Here is an 18,485-nt window from a genome sequence, read left to right on the forward strand (position 1 = left end):
TAACTTATCCTGACTTAAATTGCCCACATTGCTGTCAGACCATCCTTAGAATTTTGAGAAAAAAAATGAAATCACGCTTAGCTAAAATCTTATTACTAATGACCACCATTGCCACGCAAGCGGGCTATGCTGAACCTGCCACCCATGGCGATGCTCACAGTAGTGGCAATGTTGACCCTACTGCTCCCATTGCCGCTTTAGACAAACTAACCAGTCTAAAAACGACGGCACCGTTAAAAGTGACATTACCCGATATCATCCACTTTACGACGGATTCGGGTACCCCAGTGGCTTTGGTACAAACCCACAATTTACCGATTGTGGATGTCAGTGTGTATTTTAATGCAGGCTCGGCTCGTGATGAAGCCATTAAAAAAGGCGGTTTTGGGATTGCCAGTCTGACCGCGAGTATGCTGGATCAGGGCACACGCCATAAAAGTGAAGATGAGATTGCCGAGACCAGTGAGCAGCTTGGTATTGATTTATCTGCCCGGGCTTATAAAGATATGTTTATTGTGAGCTTGCGCAGTCTATCCGATGAAGCGCGTTTATCCTCTGCGCTTGGTTTAATGAGCGATATGATGACCCAGCCTACGTTTCCGAACAAAAATTTTGAACGTACCAAAGCCCAGTATTTAATCAGCCTGCAACAAGCCAAAGAAGACCCCGATAGCATCGCAAGCAAAGCCTTTGCTGAGGCGCTTTATGGCAATCATCCCTACGCCCACCCTACCCAAGGCACGGAAGACAGCATCGCCAAAATTAATACCAACCATCTCAAAGCTTTTAGCCAGCAGTTTTTGGTGGCGAAGAATGCGAATATTGCCATTACAGGCGATATCAGTCTTGAGCGCGCGCGGGCGCTTGCCAATCAGCTAACCGCTCAAATGCCCGTTGGCACAGCTGCCCCAAAGCTTGCCGATGCCAAGCCTTTGAACGGCGCTAAAACGATTCATATTCCATTTGACAGCACCCAAACCACCGTATTGATGGGGCAATTGGGTCAAAAACGCGTGGCGGATACCTTAGGCTTGCAGCATCAAACCAACTTTGCCATTGCCGATGAAATCGTCGGGGGCGGCAACTTTCAAGCCAGATTGATGGAAGATATCCGTAAAAAACGCGGGCTCACCTATGGCATTTATAGCAGCACCACGCCGATGCTTGCCCAAGGTAGCTATACCGTTAGCTTTTCTACCCGTAACCAAAAGTCGCAAGAAGCAATTGAGGCGACCAAGCAAGTCATCAAAAATACGCTAGAAAAAGGGGTAACGCCAAACGAATTGTCTTTAACCAAAGACAGTCTAATCAACAGTTTCCCCACCAGCTTTGCTAGCAATGCCGCCATGAATGCCACGATTGGTATGATGGGGTTTTATCAGCTGCCAGATAGTTACTTGACTGAGTACGTGACACGCGTGCAGCGCGCCGACCTTCACGCTGTCAATCAAAGCTATAAAGAACTCATTGACCCTAACAAGTTTTTGATTGTGACGGTTGGGAACGCCACGCCAAACACAACAAAAACCGCTAAATAGCCCATGTTAAAGCTTAACGGGTTAACACTTGCGCTAGGGTTAAAAACGACAGGGTGATGAGCTTGAGCTATGGCTTGCGCCCCATTTTCGAAAGCCTTGTGTATCGAGATGCACTGAGCCTGTCGGATACAAGCCAAGTCCAAAACTATAAGCTTGCCCGTTGGACTGCCAAAACTGGCAAAGCCCATCAAAGGTGCTTTCTATCGCCCATTTATTGGCTTCGTTTTCAGGTATCCAAATATCAATCGCGCCATTGGTCATGTGCTTACTCTCGCCAGCGCCGCCCGCACAATCATTCAATGCAGGGTTTCGATACACGGAGCGTATCACGGTCGAATACGGCAGATAACCTTGTTTTTGCAGTTGCTGCAGCATTTGCAGGGTGGGCACGATATTTTGCCATAGTGACGCAGGCGGCACTTCATACGGCTCAAAACCACAGCGCCGTGCATCTCTGGCACTCGTGATTAACTGATCCATCGGCGGAATGGTGCCTAATTGGCTTTGCAAGTAATTTTGATAAGCCAACACTTCTGATTGCTGATAACTGTGGCTAGCTAACCAATCCTTAAAATCTGCATCATTGGTATAGACAACGCTACTATTGTATCGTGTGGTATTTTTGAGTGCGCCATAATCTATTGTAGGTCGGGTTGGGTTTTGACGGTTGAGAATAAGGCCGCGCATATTGTCAGTCTGCGTGACAGTGGTATTTTTAGGGTTTGGCTGGGTTTGATGAACGATTGGCGTAGTAGGTTTTCGGTTATCGACGGGTGTGACGGGATGATTACAGGCGATAAGCAATGTCATTATCACCCCGGAGCCAACACTGCCTGCAACAATTTTGGTTTTGGTATTCTTGGTCTTGTTAATGTTGGTTTTGAAATCGTTGGTTTTGCTATAGGAGGCTGTTTGCGCGTTGTCTTCGATAATAATTGGTTTATTTTTGGTCTTGTTTTGATGTGTCATGGACTGCCTATTCACGTCTCGTCAAAATGGAAAAACACCACGGACTTATGAGCAATTGTCAAAAAAGTAGGCTTGATAGGCTCAGTTAATCATACCCACTTGATAGTTATACTCACTTAATTAATAGCTCACTTAATATAGTGACTTATTTCTATGAAACAAGTGTTATAAACTATTACATTATTAAGACTACCAAAATCACATTAAGCCATATAAACTATTGAGCCTATTTTTGTGTCTTTTTACAGACTTATTGTCACCGGGTTAATTTGATGTTTGGTGTGTATGGTAGATAAGATTGGACAGTACCGTTTTTCTAGGCAAGCTCATCACTTTGGTAATGACAGTCTACCCTCCTTTTGGCAGCGCGTGCATTTAGACCCTTGGTTATTGATGCTATTGTTTGTCACAGCTTTGTTTGGTTTAGCCATTTTATACAGTGCCTCTACTCAAGACATGGGAATGGTCATCCGTCAAACCATTAGTTTTACCATCGCGTTTGTGGTAATGATTGTCATGGCGCAAATCCCGCCTAGTCTTTACCGTGATTTTACCCCGTTTTTTTATGTGGGTGGCGTGGCGTTACTGATACTGGTCAAAATTATTGGTGAGGTGCGATTGGGTGCGCAGCGCTGGATTGATATTCCTGGATTTGGTAGTGTGCAGCCGTCAGAGTTTATGAAGCTTGGCATGCCGATGCTCACTGCTTGGTTTTTATCCAAACGCGACTTGCCGCCAAGTTTATCGACAGTGCTTATCACGCTGGTGGCGATTGGTATTCCAGTGCTGCTAATTGCTGAGCAGCCCGACTTGGGTACCTCTATATTGGTGGCGTCTAGTGGCTTATTTGTGCTGTTTTTATCGGGTTTACCTTGGTGGATGATTGGCTCTGCAGTGGCGCTGTTTATTCCTTTTGTTTTTGTGGCTTGGGAATACCTGCTACACGACTACCAGCGCAGACGCGTGCTAACTTTGCTAGACCCTGAAAGCGATGCCTTGGGGGCTGGATGGAATATCATGCAGTCAAAAACCGCGATTGGCTCAGGGGGACTCACAGGTAAAGGCTACTTGCAAGGCACACAATCTCATCTACACTTTTTACCCGAAGGTCACACCGATTTTATCATTGCGGCTTTTTCTGAAGAGTTTGGCTTAATTGGTGTGATTTTACTGATGTTTTTGTATTTTTGTATTCTATGCCGCGCCTTATTTATTGCTTACTCCAATACTGCTGTCTATAGCAAATTACTCTCTGGCGCGATTGCCATGTCATTTTTTGTGTATGTGTTTGTAAATGCAGGCATGGTGGCAGGCATTTTGCCAGTTGTCGGCGTTCCTTTGCCATTTATCAGCTACGGCGGTACTGCTTTAATTACTTTGATGGCAGGATTTGGTTTAGTGATGTCAATTGCCTCGCATAATGTTAAATAACTATCAGCCTCTTTGCAAAACTATTTTATTTGTAAATAGCCTATTTATAAACAATTCATTATGTAACTATTTATGTAACTTGGTATTTTTAAATGTAAAAAACGTAAAAGAGTTAGCATAAAAGATATCCTTTTTATGAGTAGTTTTAAACAATTATGATGGTAAAACTTAATAATTTTTACCGTTTATCTATTTTTTTATACCGTTTATCTAAATAAATCGTGATTTTAATCGCGTAATTGCTTATTGTGGGTCATCAAGATTGAACAATTACATACCGAAACAAAGTAAAATTTGTAAACTAATTGTTAAATCTAATAAATTTTCTTGGTGCCCTATAAGCGATTTGTATGCATGACATATCAAGGCTTATGTGCTCCCAAATATAAGGCGCTCATTGTAAAGAGCGATTGTTCAGAGGTCATTATGTCAAAGCGTCAATCGAATTTAGCTAATGTAGCGACGTTACTTTGCTTTTGTGGCGTAACGGCGCTTAGCTCAACTTCCCAAGCAGCCACGAGCAATTTAGATCACGTACTTAATGAGTTAACCCGCCAGCACAACAATGCATCAGACTTAGTCAAATCAGCCCGCCAACCTCGTAACCTTGCCTTAGACAGCCAACTTATCAGCCAAGACACTTCACAAGCTAGCAAAGATTCAGACGTGTTAGAACGTCTTTCTGCCGTTGCATCTAATACAGTCAATCGCTTTAGCCAAACGGGTGTCGCCTCTTGGTATGGTCGTCAATTTCAAGGTCGTAAAACTGCTAGCGGTGATACTTTTGATTCCAATTCATTGACTGCGGCGCATCGCTCATTGCCAATGAACTGTTATATCAAAGTGACCAACAAATCAAACGGCAAAAGCGTTGTGGTAAAAGTCAATGACCGCGGTCCATTTTCAAGCCATCGCGTATTAGATTTATCGTATGCCGCCGCCAAACAAATTGGCTTAGCAAGCACGGGTACAGGCAACGTCGTTATTGAGCGTGTGGCAGGTCCAAACTAATGTTTAGCTAACTAGCAGCTTCTAGGTTACTAGCAGATTTTAGGTAAACTAGCAGCCTATCAGCACAAAAAAAAGCATGAAATTGATTTATGCTTTTTTAATTGCCTTAACAATACTACCGCGCCAAATACTTGGTCATATCTTCAATACCATGCAAGGTCATCGGGTACATATGCCCTTGCATGATATCTTTGATTAAGCCGATGGTCTGGGTGTATTGCCAGTAGCTTGGTGTCTCAGGGTTGAGCCATGCGACTTTATCAAAGTGGTTAGTGATACGTTTTAGCCACGCCTGCCCCGTATCTTGGCTCATATACTCAACGCTACCGCCGACAGATAGCAACTCATAAGGCGACATTGCGGCATCACCAACAAAAATCACCCGATAATCACTGCCATATTTGTGTAGCACATCCAATGTGGGCACGGCACTGGCATTACGGCGGGCATTTTCTGTCCAAACATATTCATACACACAGTTATGAAAATAAAAAAATTCAAGCGTCTTAAATTCGTTTTTAGCGGCAGCAAATAAGCGCTCACACGCTTCGATATAGCTATCCATGCTACCACCGATATCAAATAGCATGAGCACTTTGACACGATTGCGGCGTTCGGGACGCAGCTGCACATCGAGCATCCCCGTTTGCGCGGTTTTCTTGATGGTTGAGCCAATATCAAGCTCATCAGCCGCCCCATCACGGGCGAATTTACGCAGTTTTCGCAGTGCCATCTGCATGGAGCGGGTTTCTAACTGGTTATCCGTGTCCAAATCGCGGTATTTGCGCTGCTCCCACACCTTGACCGCTGAGCGTTTTCGGCTTTCACCACCCACGCGGATACCTTCAGGATGGTCGCCATACGCACCAAAAGGCGATGAGCCGCCTGTACCAACCCATTTGTTACCGCCTTGGTGTCGCTCTTTTTGTTCTTTTAGGCGTTCCTCTAGGGCTTTCATGAGTGCTTCAAGCGAACCATATTTTTTGAGTAGGCGCCGCTGGGCTTCGGTGAGATTGTTGGGGTCAAGTTTAAGTTCCAGCCATTCTTTGGGGATATTACCCAATTTTGCCATCAGCTCGTCAATATCGAGTGTATCAATACCTTCAAAATAATCCGCCATTGCCCTATCAAATTTATCAAAGTATTTTTCGTCTTTGACCATACACAGACGAATCAGCTCGTAGAATTGTTCACGGTCGGCAAACACAATGCCTGTTTCTAGTAAGGCATAAAGGTCTAGCAATTCACGAGTGGAAACTGGCACGCCATATGTGCGTAAGGTATAAAAAAGATTGATAAACACACCAATCCCCTATCGACTACGACGCAGCATAAAGCCCATACGTTCAAGTAAACTCAAGTCATTTTCATTTTTGAGCAACGCCCCCGCCATGGGCGGTAAGTTATCGCTTGGATTTTTCAACCGCTCAATCGCATTTTGACTGCCCGCTTGCAACTCATCTGCCATCAGCAAACTAATCCAATCTACCAATTCAGAGGTGGATGGCGGTTTTTTTAAGCCTTTGACTTCTCGTAGACCGTAGAACACCTTGAGTGCTTCATCCACCAAGTCTGCCTGTAGATTGGGGAAATGCACATCCACAATTTCGCGCATGGTTGCTTGGTCAGGAAAATCAATATAATGAAAAAAGCAACGACGCAAGAAGGCATCAGGCAGTTCTTTTTCATTGTTTGACGTGATAATAACGACAGGACGATGATCGGCGGTAATCGTTTCGCCAGTTTCATACACATAAAATGACATTTTATCGAGCTCATGTAGCAAGTCGTTAGGGAACTCAATATCCGCTTTATCAATCTCATCAATGAGCAGTACCACACGCTCAGGACTGGTAAATGCTTGCCATAGCTTGCCTGCCTTGATGTAGTTAGCAATATCATACACGCGGTCATCGCCCAATTGACTATCCCGCAGGCGTGATACCGCATCGTACTCATACAAGCCTTGTTCAGCTTTGGTGGTTGATTTGATGTGCCAAGTTAACAGTGGCATATCTAAACTTTTTGCCACTTCTTCAGCCAGTAGCGTTTTACCCGTGCCAGGTTCCCCTTTGATGAGTAACGGTTTTTGCAATTGAATCGCAGCGTTGACGGCAAGTTTTAGGTTGTCAGTGGCGATATAACTATCGGTGCTTGCAAAACTGCTTTGGGTTGCGCTGTTTTGGATGGCAGCATTTTGCTGATGGTCAGACATAAAAAAACCTATGATAATCGTCAAAAATGAGTTTCAGACTATCATAAGTTTTAGGGAAAGTTAAGCTATAAGTAAAAGGTTAAGCTGTAAAAGATTAAGCTATAAAAAGTTAAGCGGTTACAGCTTGCTGGCTTATCACTATCATAGCTTAGCGGCTAGGCTGGCTGATATTGGCGTTATTTAGCGCATGTTTTTTGTTGGTTTTATCGATGCCCATTCGAAGAATTTGCCAAATAAAACCCAAAATACAGCCCACTGTAATGACAACCATAATTGGTAGCAACCCATTAAAGATAATTGCTGGATCTTTGAGTAAAATCCCATACACCACGGAAATACTCGCTGGTGCGATGTCAGGCGGGGTGCCAAGGGAAGTGGTGGGCGTGAGCAAAATCGCAAATAGAATAATCCAACTCAAGCCTGCAAGCGTTTTTGGCAAAATCCGTACCACTAAAATCCAAAGCAGTAATACGACAATGGAAGATCCCACATAAGCATATAAGGGTAATTTGTCTGGCGGCACACCTTGAACCAGCTGCGCCCACCAAATGATGATTTCGCCTAGCACATTACCGATTTGGTCGAGTGATAAAAATGCAAACATAATTTTGCCTTGCCAAAAATAGATAGCTTATTTTAGCATGATTCAAATCATTTGGTTAAAGTTTTGCTATTGCCACTTGCTCTGCTGCGCTTCTGCCATATTCAATTTTGCTTGGCGTAACAACACGTCTTCAGGCGGCATCTGCACAAAATACCCTTGGCTTTGTAATTTTTCTAACACTTCTGCTTTATTGACCCGTGCAAGCTTTGGCGTATTTGCCAAATCCAAATGCATCACAAAGGTTTCGCGTCCAATCGCTTGGCGAAAATCCTTGGGTAACACCGATAGCCAATCACGAATCTCGTCAGTGTCATTGGGATAATTTGGACGAGCAATGTACACATACAGGTCATCTTTTTTGCTAAATTTATAAATATCGCAATGCATCATACAACTCTATTATTACTGTAAAATTTAAAGTGCCTCTATCATACCATAAAATAGTATGTCTGGAATTGCACCCCTTTTGCTATTAGCCCTGTTTACTATTAATCTAGGCATTTCACATGTTAGCCCATAAAAAAAAGAGCAACTAGGGCAATTGCTCTTTTGGGGATAAAAGCTACTGATAAATTTGCGCTTTATAAAAGCTAATTAATGATGCTCAGTATCGGCAATCTGCGCTTGTGCCAACGCAGACAATGCGGCTTTTAACATCGCTGATACAGTGCTGGAGCAAGTGCCGATACCTGAATAAATCTCACCTTCAATATTCAACTGTAAGTAAGCAACGGCATTGGCATCACTGTTGTTTTGGGTGAGCGGGCTTTGACTTTCAACCGTTAACGCATGCTCTGCATAGTTGATAACGTGAATATTTTTGTTCAATTTGGCAGAGATGGCATTAATAAAGGCAGACAACGGACCATTACCATTACCAACGACGTCTATGATATCATCCCCCATACGCACAGAGCCTGTAAAGCTTACTGAGCCAGCGGTGTTTTTGATTTCATAATCTTGCAACGCCAAAGTAGATTGGTTCAAATAAGTGTTTTCAAACACGCTAATGACATCATCTGATGTCAATTCTGACTGACGGCTCTCGGCCTCTTGCTGAATGACACGGCTAAAGTCAATCTGCGTCCAGCGCGGCAAATGAAAACCAAAGTCACGTTGCAAGATATAAGCAACACCACCTTTCCCTGACTGGCTATTGATACGCACGACATCCTGATAGCCGCGTCCGATATGAGCAGGATCAATTGGCAAGTACGCCACATCCCACAAGCCTTGGGTGGTTTCGGCATTTTGCTCGTTATAATCTAGCGATTTTTTAATGGCATCTTGGTGCGAGCCACTAAAAGCGGTAAATACCAATTCGCCCACATAAGGATGGCGTGGATGAATCGGTAACTGATTGCACTCACTCACCACTTGGGCGATTTCGCTCATGTTACTAAAATCAAGCTGTGGGTCTACCCCTTGGCTATACATATTCATCGCCATGACCATGATGTCCATGTTGCCTGTGCGCTCGCCATTGCCAAAAAGGGTGCCTTCAATCCGGTCAGCCCCTGCCATCAAACCTAACTCACTGGCAGCCACAGCACAGCCACGGTCATTGTGGGTGTGAAGGCTCACAATCACATGCTCTCGCATGGGTAAGTTTTGGCAAAAATATTCAATCTGATCGGCATAGATATTGGGCGTTGAGCTTTCTACGGTTGATGGCAAGTTAAAGATTACCTTCTGACCTAAGTCCGGGCGCCAAACTTTACACACCTCATCACAGATTTTGACCGAAAAATCGACCTCGGTTTGCGAGAAACTTTCAGGGGAATATTCAAAAATCCATTCGGTTTCAGGGTATTCTTTTGCCAAATCACGCAACAATGTTGCGCCTTCAACCGCAATCGCAATAATATCATCATAATCTTTTTGATACACTTTTTCGCGCTGCACTTTTGAGGTTGAGTTATACACGTGGACGATGGCACGTTTGGCACCTTTTAACGACTCAAAGGTACGGCGAATCAAATGTTCGCGTGCCTGCACCAATACTTGCAAGGTCACATCGTCGGGTACGTGTCCGCCTTCGATTAGTTTACGGGTAAAGTCATACTCCACCTGTGCTGCTGAGGGAAAACCAATCTCAATTTCTTTGAAACCCACTTGCACCAACAAGTCAAAGAAGCGCATTTTTTGTTCAATGCTCATCGGCTCAATCAAGGCTTGGTTACCATCTCGCAAATCCACCGACGTCCATATGGGCGCTTTGGTGATAGTTTTATCGGGCCAAGTACGCTGGGTCATCTTTGGTGCAAATGCAAAGGGTTGGTATTTTTTATGATTAAAAGCCGTATTCTTGGGTTGTATTGTCATGCTAATGCTCCACATTTAATTTTACTTAAAATTCTATAATGAAATTATATCTATTTTTTTGTAGTTGAAGTAACTAAATTTTGCTATAAAATACATAGAATTTGATATTTATGGCTACTATAATTATATTGTTTAGTTAAAATCACTAATATTGAGAATTTATGATGGCTTCATTAGATAAAATAGACAGACAAATATTAGCGCTATTACGAGAAAATGCGCGCATGAGTAACCTTGAATTGGCAGAAAGCGTAAACTTAAGCCCGACGCCCTGTGCGCGCAGAGTCAAACAATTAGAGGATTCAGGTGTTATCACGGGTTATAGTGTCACCACCGACCCTAGAAAATTAGGCTATCAACTGTCAGTCTATATTGCCATTAGCATGGATAAACATACGGCAGAACGCTTTAGCAATTTTGAAAAAAAACTACGAGAATTTCCTGAAGTGGTCAGCTGTAGTATTGTGACAGGGCGCAGCGAAGATTATCTTATCAAAGCTTTGGTCAAAGATATGGCGCATTATGAAGAATTTTTATTGCATCGTCTAAACCGTATTGAAGGTATCGCACAAGTACATACCAGTTTTGAATTACGGCAAGTGTTTGAAAAATCAATTATCTGATTGGGTGTTAAAGGCTGTTTTAAACCCTGTTTTAAAAACCTATAAAGAAACGCACTATTTTATGTATCGGTCTCGCTTATGATGCCCAGCCAAACAATAAAAAAGCCATTGATAACCAACGGCTTTTTTTATTGTCTAATCGTTATTTTTCCCAAATTCCCGATGTGATTTTGGCTTTCATGGCGGGGTATTTATTGATGTTAAAAACAGGATGCTTAACACCTGATTTGATTTGAGCGGAATAATCTTTTGCCAAAATAAACACATATTTTGACAACAGAACGATACTAACAAGATTAATGTACGCCATAATCGCCATCATCAAATCCCCCATATCCCACACCATAGGCACTTCAGCCACAGAACCAAAATACACAAAGGCGAGCACTAAAATACGAAAGATATTTAAAATCATTGGATGATTCTTAAGATATTGCACATTGGTTTCGGCATAGGCGTAGTTGCCAATAATACTCGAAAAAGCGAACATGAACAGCACTACCGCTAGGAAAATTTGCGCCCATGAACCCACATGACTTTCTAATGCCGCTTGGGTCAATTGAATCCCTGTCAAATCAGCGGTGGGTAGTTTTGATAATAAAATAATAAACGCGGTACAAGAACAGACAATAATGGTATCCACAAAAACGCCCAAACTTTGAATAAGCCCTTGTGTGGCGGGGTGAGGCACATCTGCAGCAGCAGCGGCATTGGGGGCAGAGCCTTGACCTGCTTCGTTAGAATACAAACCCCGCTTAATCCCAAGCATCATCGATTGCGATACCAAACCGCCTAACGTCCCACCCGCTGCCGCATTAAAAGTAAAAGCATCGGTCAAAATTAAATTAAATACCTGTGGAATCATGGTGATATTGGTCACAATAATATACAACGCCATCAGCAGATATACCCCTGCCATCACAGGTACTAGCATTTCTGAAATGGTGGCAACCCGTTTTATCCCACCAAAGATAATCGGTGCAGAAATGATAACCAACAATATCGCCACAATATGTTTACCAGTCCCCCATAAAGCACAGGTATTATCGCCCGTACAGCCGACCGCTGATTGTACGGCCTGGGCAATGGTATTGGCTTGAATGGCATTATATACCAAGCCAAAGCACAAAATCAGACTCACTGCAAATGCCACACCTAGCCAACCTTGCCCTAAACCCTGACGGATATAGTAAGCAGGTCCACCGCGAAAATGCCCATTGGCATCTCGCACTTTAAATAATTGTGCCAATGACGACTCAGCGAATGCCGATGCCATCCCAATCAAGGCAATAAACCACATCCAAAATACCGCACCCGGTCCGCCAACACTCACGGCAATAGCAACCCCTGCGATATTCCCTGTACCGACACGACTCGCCAGTCCTGTCATAAACGCTTGAAACGATGAGATACTCTCACTATGCTCGTGATGTTCGGTGCTCCGACTAGCCAGCAAATTCTTGACACTATGTCCAAATAAACGAAATTGAACAAACCCTGTCATGACGGTAAAAAACACACCAATACAAATCAAAATCCACACCAACCAATCCCACATGGGTGAACTGATAAGATTGACACTACAATGAATGCTATCCATCACACTTGCTTGCGCCAAGCAAGCTAAATCTTTGTTATACATCAACAAATCCAGCCTCAAAAATTGATAGCGGATAGTATCAATAAAGCAAACTTTTGGCAATGATTCGGCGAAAAAAAACGACACTAAAAGTGTCGTTTTTCTAAAGCTTACGCTAACAAATTAGAAACGGTAAGTTGCACCGATTTTAGCGATTGGGTACCATTTTGAATAATTTGAATCATCCAAATCTTGTTGTAAGTCAGATTTTAGACGATTATTATCAAATTTTGTAATTTCTTCACCGTTGGTATCTAGAACTCGTGTTTTAGCATCAGTCACTTTCAAGCCACCAGTATAAGCTGCACCGATTTCACCAAATACACCAAAGTTATTAGTGATATTAGGACGGAAACCAATAGTTAAGTATGGGTTCATAGTGTTTTTATTTTCAGCTGACGCTTCAATGTTACCATAGTAAGTGTTACCATTGATTTTAACTGGTTTGGTTTCAGTTGCTTGTTTTTTCAAAGTGATTTCATTGTCACCAAAAATGGTACCAACACCCACAGTAAACCAATTTCCAGCTGGACGTAAATTCACACCAATATACGGATTGCTTGAATCTGTTTCTAAGTCATATTCAACATCTTCAATTTCGATAGTGTCTTTTAAATCACCGATATCGCCACCAGCCCAACCAACTACAAGTTCAGTTTTATCGTTTAAAGCCCAACCAATATTAGCACCATAACCTAAGGTACCTACTTCGGCACTGATAGCAGCAGGATGTGTTACGGTATCAAAAAACGTTCTAGTACCAGTAACGACTTGAGTTGTTGTATTTTTTACTATACCTGCGTTTGGGTCGTAGGTGGTAGTAGATACGGCAACAGGCTGTGCAATAACTTGTTGATCAACAACTACAGTTTCAGCAAAAGCAGAAGTTGCGATTAAAGCAGCAGGAATAGCAGCTAATTTCAAAACTTTCATATAAATCTCCTAAGGACAGGATAAAGTAAATTTACCATTTCTCTTAAAAATCTAAAAGATTTTCAAGCGATGAATGACATATAAAGAAAAAGTAAATTAGTTGACATATTTTGTTACGTTTCTCTTAGGTATATTAAAACGTAATTTTTCAGCAATGTCTTTTAATTTTGTATAACTTTTCTATATGTTTATGTAATTACATTGGATGAAGTGTAATATTTTATCAAAAATGTTGCTTTTTTAAAAGACTTAAGTTGATGTTGCAATTAAGAGAATGACTTTTATGTTAATTTTTTTTACAATACGCCTATCGAGAGATGCTGCAGCTTAAGGTTCGCTTAATTTATATTTGCTTGCCTGCGCTAGGCTCGTTTTTTGTATTTTAACCAAAATAAATACAAAATAAATAACGGCATCTGCGTTTTTACTTTAACTTTTTTTACCGGTTTTAAGGAGTGGACGCAGTGTCCCTGTCTATCAATTCTACTGATTCAAATTTTTCTGATTACAAAGTTGCCGATATTAGCCTTGCCGACTATGGTCGCAAAGAAATCAAACTGGCTGAAACTGAAATGCCTGCTTTGATGGGTCTACGCCAACGCTACCAAGCCGAGCAGCCTTTAAAAGGCGCCAAGATTGTGGGCTGTATCCACATGACCATCCAAACAGCAGTATTGATTGAAACGCTCGTGGCGCTGGGTGCTGAAGTACGCTGGACTTCTTGTAATATTTTTTCAACCCAAGACCATGCCGCTGCCGCCATCGCAGCAGCCGGTATTCCTGTGTTTGCTTGGAAAGGCGAGACTGAGAAAGAATACGAATGGTGTCTTCGCCAGCAGATTTTTGAAGGCGGTGAGGCCACGGGCAAGCTGTGGGATGCCAATATTATTTTAGATGACGGCGGTGACTTGACGGCGCTGATTCATAACGACTACCCGCAAATGCTCGACAACATTCACGGTATCTCAGAAGAGACAACAACAGGGGTACATCGTCTAATTGAAATGCTCAATGCAGGCACGTTAAAAGTACCCGCCATTAATGTCAATGACGCAGTGACCAAATCAAAAAATGACAACAAATATGGCTGTCGTCATAGCCTAAACGATGCCATCAAACGTGGTACCGATATGCTTTTAGCGGGTCGTCGTGCGCTTGTTATCGGTTATGGCGATGTGGGTAAAGGTTCTGCTCAAAGCCTACGTCAAGAAGGTATGGTGGTACGAGTGACGGAAGCCGATCCAATTTGTGGTATGCAAGCTTGTATGGATGGCTATGAATTGGTTTCGCCATTTGTGGAAGGTGACCCTGCCAAAGGTGTCAACAACACCCTTATGCAAGATACTGACTTGGTGGTCACTACCACTGGTAACTACCATGTCTGTAATAGCGATATGTTAAAAGCCTTAAAAGCCACCGCAGTGGTTTGTAATATTGGTCACTTTGATACTGAGATTGATACCCAGTTTATGCGTGACAACTGGAAATGGGTGGAAGTGAAGCCTCAAGTACACCAAGTCTATCGATCAGAAGATGAAAACGATTACTTGCTTTTATTGTCGGAAGGTCGTTTGGTCAATTTGGGTAATGCCACAGGTCACCCATCACGTATTATGGATGGTTCTTTTGCTAACCAAGTATTGGCACAAATGCACTTATTCAAAGAAAAATTTGCTGATTTGCCTGCGGATAAGAAAGCGGACAATTTATATGTCAAAGTATTGCCGAAAAAACTCGATGAAGAAGTGGCAGCAGCCATGGTCGCAGGCTTTAATGGGGTACTGACTAAATTGACGCAGCAACAAGCCGATTATATCGGTGTGCCAATTGAAGGTCCGTTCAAACCTGATAGCTATAAATACTGATAGCTAGAAATACTAATAGCTAAAAATACTATTTGTTAAAGGTTTAATCAAAGTCATGCCCATGTGCATGACTTTTTTATGCAGTTTAACTCAATATTTATGCCAAAAAATTCAATTTTTTTACTGTTTTACCCGTTATAATGGTGCTATTTCTTATTATTTTGGATACTTTCATGACCACCATGACAACACCGTTTTCTTTTGAGTTTTTCCCCACCAAGACCGATGACGGTCAAACCAAATTATTGACAACCTTTGATGAATTAAATGCTTTAAAACCTCAATATTTTAGCGTGACTTATGGCGCAGGTGGGTCAACCCGTGAGCGCACCTTAGGCATTGTTAAGGCACTGAGTGAAAAAAGTGACACGCCCATTACCCCGCATTTATCCTGCATTGGCGATGATAAAGCCAAAATTGGCGAGTTATTGGATTATTATAAATCGTTAGGCATTAATCGCTTGGTGGCGCTGCGCGGTGATTTGCCATCAGGTATGGTAGGTCTTGGCGAGCTGCCGTTTGCTGTCGATTTGGTTAAATACATACGTGAGCATAGCGGTGATTATTTTCGTATCAAAGTCGCTGCATATCCAGAAATGCACCCGCAAGCCAAAAGCTTTGAGGCCGATATCCAAAACTTGCTCAATAAATACCACGCAGGCGCGACTGAAGCGATTACCCAGTTTTTCTACAACGCTGACAGCTATCTATATTTGCGTGATGCCCTTGCCAAAAAAGGGGTGACTCAAGATGAGTTCCCGATTATCGCAGGCATTATGCCCATCACCAATGCGTCAAATTTGATTCGATTTGCCGATGGCTGTGGGGCAGATATTCCACGTTTTATCCGTAAACAGCTTGCCGACTATAGCGATGACAAAAAAGCCATTCGTCAATTTGGGTTTGAAGTGGTGGTCAATCTATGTGAGCGTTTGATTGCCGAAGGCGTGCCGTCAATGCATTTTTACAGCATGAACCAAGTCAGCCCAAATAAACAACTGATTGAAGCGCTCGGTTTGGTTTAATTGAGGATAGACCTTAAGCACTATCTGATAGCAAAAAAAATGAGCATGACGATGTTAAATTGTCTGTTCAACATCGTAAAATTGGGGCATCGCAAGATAACGCTTATCTTAAACAATTTATCTGGAACAGTTTATCTTGAGCGGTTACTGTTCGGTAAAATAGTGCGATTGCCCTGATAGTCGGATGCTTACCTAATTATGCTTGCCTAGTTAAATGTCTTCATGCGTTAGGTTTGCGCCAGTATTTTAACTTTGAAGTGTGACCAATCCCCACATTAAAGCTGTTGGTAGGATCTAGCTTTCGATAAAAATTGGCTAATGCTGGCTTAGCAACATATAAATGACCCACATTGTGTTCTGCGGGATATTCTGCTCTACGCTCATCTAACAGCTGCCACATCTGATGTTCAATATCCAGTGGATTAGTGCCTTTTTTGACAATGTAATCTTGGTGAAATACGTGACAAAAAAAGTGCCCATAATATAATTTATGCAACATATGTTGTTCGAGATCGGCGGGGATTTTTTCCACCCATTCTCTATCGTTACGTCGTAACGCAATATCCAATGCCACAATATCCTCAACCTCTGCTCGATGGGTATCACGATATCGTATCGCCGCTCCGGCAACAGCAAAACGGTGTAAAAAAGCTTTGCGACCTTCTTCCTCCGTACAGGCAAAATACGAGCCAGTAGAATGAACGGCAAAATACTCATTTAAAAACTGCTCTGTCTGTTCTGCGCTTTGCTCATCTACTCGTAGAATCAAATGATGCTCAAAACGCTGATGAAACGCTAGCATGCGCCGCGGTAAATGACTGGGTAAGAAAAAAGTGATAGCTTGTAAAATTTGATCAGTCAAACCCCGTATCTTGATTTTTTCCAACCACCCATCAATGCGATCTTTGAGGGCTAATGCTCTGGGTATATTAACCGTGCCAAAACGCTCAATAAACAAGAAAGTATCTTTGCCATACTTTGCACCAATACTAAAAGCATCACGATGAATATATTCTCCAGCAATCGGCAAGCTGGGTAACGATGTCAGCAAATAACGTCGTATTGCTGTTAGGTCATCATGGTCATTTGAGCCGATATAAAAAACCTTACTCTCAACTTTTTCAAAGGTATCGAGTCGCACCGCAAACACACAGACTTTACCCGCTGACCCCGATGCTTCATATAATCGTGTCGGATCTGCATTAAATCTAGCAGGACTGTCTGCATCGACTTGCTTAACGTCATGGGCATAACGATTGTCTGATGCCAGCTGAGTAGTTTGCGTGGTTATCTGACCGGTTTCATAGTCTTGTTTTTGCAGTCTGGTGAGTATCTCTTCGGCGGTGTTGCCTAAATCAATACCTAGATGATTAATCAATTCTAACTTACCCGATTCATTGACACGGGCATACAACGCCATTTCAGTATAAGCAGGTCCACGACGTACCAGTGCGCCCCCTGAGTTGTTACACACCCCACCTAAAACTGAAGCGCCAATACATGATGACCCAATCACAGAGTGAGGTTCACGATTATAAGGCTTTAAAGTACGCTCAAGATTATCCAACGTTGCGCCAGGTAAACACACCACTTGTTTGCCATCTAAAATCACTTGGATGCCTTGTAGGCGCCGAGTGCTCATAATAATGACTGGACGATCATAGTCATCACCATAAGGTGTAGAGCCGCCTGTCAATCCTGTATTGGCAGCTTGCATAATTACCACACAATCTGCCTCAATAATTGTTTGTAGCGCCTGCCACTGCTCAAGTAAAGTACCTGGACATACCACAGCCAACACTTTTCCCTCACCAAAACGTATACCTTGTCGATAATGACGGGTATCTTGTTCATCGATGAGTACATAAGACTTCCCTACGATCTTCGTTAATTTATCGAGTGTCGGTTTATACTTTTTTAACATGATAAATATCCTTATTGATTAAATGAGTCATGAGGTTTTATTGGCGATTATATTGACTTGTTGATAGTTGAACCGGTCTGGTTTTATCAAAGATAGGATTGTGTTCGATGGTAGAGCTACGCATAGCGTTAACATGGTCAAGTGTGCGTTTACCATCGGTGGCTCGATTGTAGATGCGGTTATCGCTGATTTGTGCTATTAGATTTTTTATTAGGAGATTTTTTGCTACCAGATTTTGTGCTAGATGAGGCTTGGCATAGTGGCTAAGTGTGTAGTTTACTTGGGTTACCCGTAAGTATTGGCAGTGGTATAAGCGAGTGATGGGTTTTTGTTTCATCCCTTTATGCTACTATATTTTAATCAATTTACGCAAAAATTTATGT

The 18,485-nt window shown here is 42.5% G+C and carries 16 protein-coding genes; 6 read left to right on the top strand and 10 right to left on the bottom strand.

The window, feature by feature from the left end; translation table 11 throughout:
- Nucleotides 1-65: 65 nt before the first annotated feature.
- Complete coding sequence (locus tag RNZ41_RS06610; protein ID WP_314026897.1) at nucleotides 66-1,538, top strand: M16 family metallopeptidase; 1,473 nt, start codon at nucleotides 66-68, stop codon at nucleotides 1,536-1,538.
- A 39-nt stretch (nucleotides 1,539-1,577) separates the two neighbouring features.
- On the opposite strand, the gene RNZ41_RS06615 is transcribed toward RNZ41_RS06610, so the two are convergent.
- Nucleotides 1,578-2,507 carry a D-Ala-D-Ala carboxypeptidase family metallohydrolase gene (locus tag RNZ41_RS06615; RefSeq protein WP_314026898.1) on the bottom strand — a complete coding sequence of 310 codons (930 nt, stop codon included), beginning with the start codon at nucleotides 2,505-2,507 and terminating at the stop codon, nucleotides 1,578-1,580.
- A 285-nt stretch (nucleotides 2,508-2,792) separates the two neighbouring features.
- Here RNZ41_RS06615 and rodA point away from each other — a divergent pair, with 285 nt between their 5' ends.
- Both rodA and RNZ41_RS06625 read left to right on the top strand, forming a co-directional pair.
- A complete protein-coding gene (rodA, locus tag RNZ41_RS06620) occupies nucleotides 2,793-3,938 on the top strand; it encodes a rod shape-determining protein RodA (RefSeq protein WP_314026899.1) in 1,146 nt (381 codons plus the stop codon).
- 426 nt (nucleotides 3,939-4,364) lie between these two features.
- Nucleotides 4,365-4,949: a septal ring lytic transglycosylase RlpA family protein gene (locus tag RNZ41_RS06625; RefSeq protein ID WP_060995287.1), complete on the top strand. Its 585-nt coding sequence runs from the start codon at nucleotides 4,365-4,367 to the stop codon at nucleotides 4,947-4,949.
- Nucleotides 4,950-5,064: 115 nt separating this feature from the next.
- On the opposite strand, the gene RNZ41_RS06630 is transcribed toward RNZ41_RS06625, so the two are convergent.
- From RNZ41_RS06630 to leuA, 5 genes are all read right to left on the bottom strand, one after another.
- A complete protein-coding gene (locus RNZ41_RS06630) occupies nucleotides 5,065-6,252 on the bottom strand; it encodes a vWA domain-containing protein (protein ID WP_050324244.1) in 1,188 nt (395 codons plus the stop codon).
- Between the two features lie 9 nt (nucleotides 6,253-6,261).
- Complete coding sequence (locus tag RNZ41_RS06635) at nucleotides 6,262-7,164, bottom strand: AAA family ATPase (RefSeq protein ID WP_198001307.1); 903 nt, start codon at nucleotides 7,162-7,164, stop codon at nucleotides 6,262-6,264.
- A gap of 148 nt (nucleotides 7,165-7,312) precedes the next feature.
- The gene (locus RNZ41_RS06640; protein ID WP_007116910.1) at nucleotides 7,313-7,768 is read right to left on the bottom strand and encodes a hypothetical protein; all 456 of its coding nucleotides are present in this window, start codon (nucleotides 7,766-7,768) and stop codon (nucleotides 7,313-7,315) included.
- A gap of 66 nt (nucleotides 7,769-7,834) precedes the next feature.
- Nucleotides 7,835-8,155 carry a YcgL domain-containing protein gene (locus RNZ41_RS06645; protein ID WP_095355610.1) on the bottom strand — a complete coding sequence of 107 codons (321 nt, stop codon included), beginning with the start codon at nucleotides 8,153-8,155 and terminating at the stop codon, nucleotides 7,835-7,837.
- Nucleotides 8,156-8,362: 207 nt separating this feature from the next.
- Nucleotides 8,363-10,093 carry a 2-isopropylmalate synthase gene (gene leuA / locus RNZ41_RS06650; protein WP_314026900.1) on the bottom strand — a complete coding sequence of 577 codons (1,731 nt, stop codon included), beginning with the start codon at nucleotides 10,091-10,093 and terminating at the stop codon, nucleotides 8,363-8,365.
- 164 nt (nucleotides 10,094-10,257) lie between these two features.
- Here leuA and RNZ41_RS06655 point away from each other — a divergent pair, with 164 nt between their 5' ends.
- Nucleotides 10,258-10,716, top strand: a complete 459-nt coding sequence (locus RNZ41_RS06655) for an Lrp/AsnC family transcriptional regulator (RefSeq protein ID WP_099808595.1) — start codon at nucleotides 10,258-10,260, stop codon at nucleotides 10,714-10,716.
- Nucleotides 10,717-10,858: 142 nt separating this feature from the next.
- On the opposite strand, the gene RNZ41_RS06660 is transcribed toward RNZ41_RS06655, so the two are convergent.
- Nucleotides 10,859-12,316: an alanine/glycine:cation symporter family protein gene (locus RNZ41_RS06660; RefSeq protein ID WP_312175416.1), complete on the bottom strand. Its 1,458-nt coding sequence runs from the start codon at nucleotides 12,314-12,316 to the stop codon at nucleotides 10,859-10,861.
- 162 nt (nucleotides 12,317-12,478) lie between these two features.
- Complete coding sequence (locus RNZ41_RS06665; protein WP_007116915.1) at nucleotides 12,479-13,288, bottom strand: hypothetical protein; 810 nt, start codon at nucleotides 13,286-13,288, stop codon at nucleotides 12,479-12,481.
- A gap of 476 nt (nucleotides 13,289-13,764) precedes the next feature.
- On the opposite strand from RNZ41_RS06665, the gene ahcY reads away from it, so the two are divergent.
- Nucleotides 13,765-15,153, top strand: coding sequence for an adenosylhomocysteinase (gene ahcY / locus RNZ41_RS06670; RefSeq protein WP_314027828.1), 1,389 nt, complete (start codon nucleotides 13,765-13,767; stop codon nucleotides 15,151-15,153).
- Nucleotides 15,154-15,335: 182 nt separating this feature from the next.
- On the top strand, nucleotides 15,336-16,178 hold the full coding sequence (gene metF / locus RNZ41_RS06675) for a methylenetetrahydrofolate reductase [NAD(P)H] (RefSeq protein ID WP_096489623.1): 843 nt from the start codon (nucleotides 15,336-15,338) through the stop codon (nucleotides 16,176-16,178).
- A 220-nt stretch (nucleotides 16,179-16,398) separates the two neighbouring features.
- Here the strand turns inward: metF and dld are convergent, their stop codons facing one another.
- On the bottom strand, nucleotides 16,399-18,102 hold the full coding sequence (dld, locus tag RNZ41_RS06680; RefSeq protein WP_314026901.1) for a D-lactate dehydrogenase: 1,704 nt from the start codon (nucleotides 18,100-18,102) through the stop codon (nucleotides 16,399-16,401).
- 37 nt (nucleotides 18,103-18,139) lie between these two features.
- A complete protein-coding gene (locus RNZ41_RS06685) occupies nucleotides 18,140-18,439 on the bottom strand; it encodes a hypothetical protein (RefSeq protein WP_076774258.1) in 300 nt (99 codons plus the stop codon).
- Nucleotides 18,440-18,485 lie beyond the last annotated feature (46 nt).

Source organism: Moraxella sp. DOX410 (assembly GCF_032248735.1).
Taxonomy (GTDB): domain Bacteria; phylum Pseudomonadota; class Gammaproteobacteria; order Pseudomonadales; family Moraxellaceae; genus Faucicola; species Faucicola tetraodonis.

Excerpts from the sequence above, each read along its gene's own strand:
- RNZ41_RS06610 (WP_314026897.1), top strand. The coding sequence starts at position 66 with ATGAAATCACGCTTAGCTAAAATCTTATTACTAATGACCACCATTGCC.
- RNZ41_RS06615 (WP_314026898.1), bottom strand. The coding sequence starts at position 2,507 with ATGACACATCAAAACAAGACCAAAAATAAACCAATTATTATCGAAGAC.
- rodA (WP_314026899.1), top strand. The coding sequence starts at position 2,793 with ATGGTAGATAAGATTGGACAGTACCGTTTTTCTAGGCAAGCTCATCAC.
- RNZ41_RS06625 (WP_060995287.1), top strand. The coding sequence starts at position 4,365 with ATGTCAAAGCGTCAATCGAATTTAGCTAATGTAGCGACGTTACTTTGC.
- RNZ41_RS06635 (WP_198001307.1), bottom strand. The coding sequence starts at position 7,164 with ATGTCTGACCATCAGCAAAATGCTGCCATCCAAAACAGCGCAACCCAA.
- RNZ41_RS06640 (WP_007116910.1), bottom strand. The coding sequence starts at position 7,768 with ATGTTTGCATTTTTATCACTCGACCAAATCGGTAATGTGCTAGGCGAA.
- RNZ41_RS06645 (WP_095355610.1), bottom strand. The coding sequence starts at position 8,155 with ATGCATTGCGATATTTATAAATTTAGCAAAAAAGATGACCTGTATGTG.
- leuA (WP_314026900.1), bottom strand. The coding sequence starts at position 10,093 with ATGACAATACAACCCAAGAATACGGCTTTTAATCATAAAAAATACCAA.
- RNZ41_RS06655 (WP_099808595.1), top strand. The coding sequence starts at position 10,258 with ATGGCTTCATTAGATAAAATAGACAGACAAATATTAGCGCTATTACGA.
- RNZ41_RS06660 (WP_312175416.1), bottom strand. The coding sequence starts at position 12,316 with ATGGATAGCATTCATTGTAGTGTCAATCTTATCAGTTCACCCATGTGG.
- RNZ41_RS06665 (WP_007116915.1), bottom strand. The coding sequence starts at position 13,288 with ATGAAAGTTTTGAAATTAGCTGCTATTCCTGCTGCTTTAATCGCAACT.
- metF (WP_096489623.1), top strand. The coding sequence starts at position 15,336 with ATGACAACACCGTTTTCTTTTGAGTTTTTCCCCACCAAGACCGATGAC.
- dld (WP_314026901.1), bottom strand. The coding sequence starts at position 18,102 with ATGTTAAAAAAGTATAAACCGACACTCGATAAATTAACGAAGATCGTA.
- RNZ41_RS06685 (WP_076774258.1), bottom strand. The coding sequence starts at position 18,439 with ATGAAACAAAAACCCATCACTCGCTTATACCACTGCCAATACTTACGG.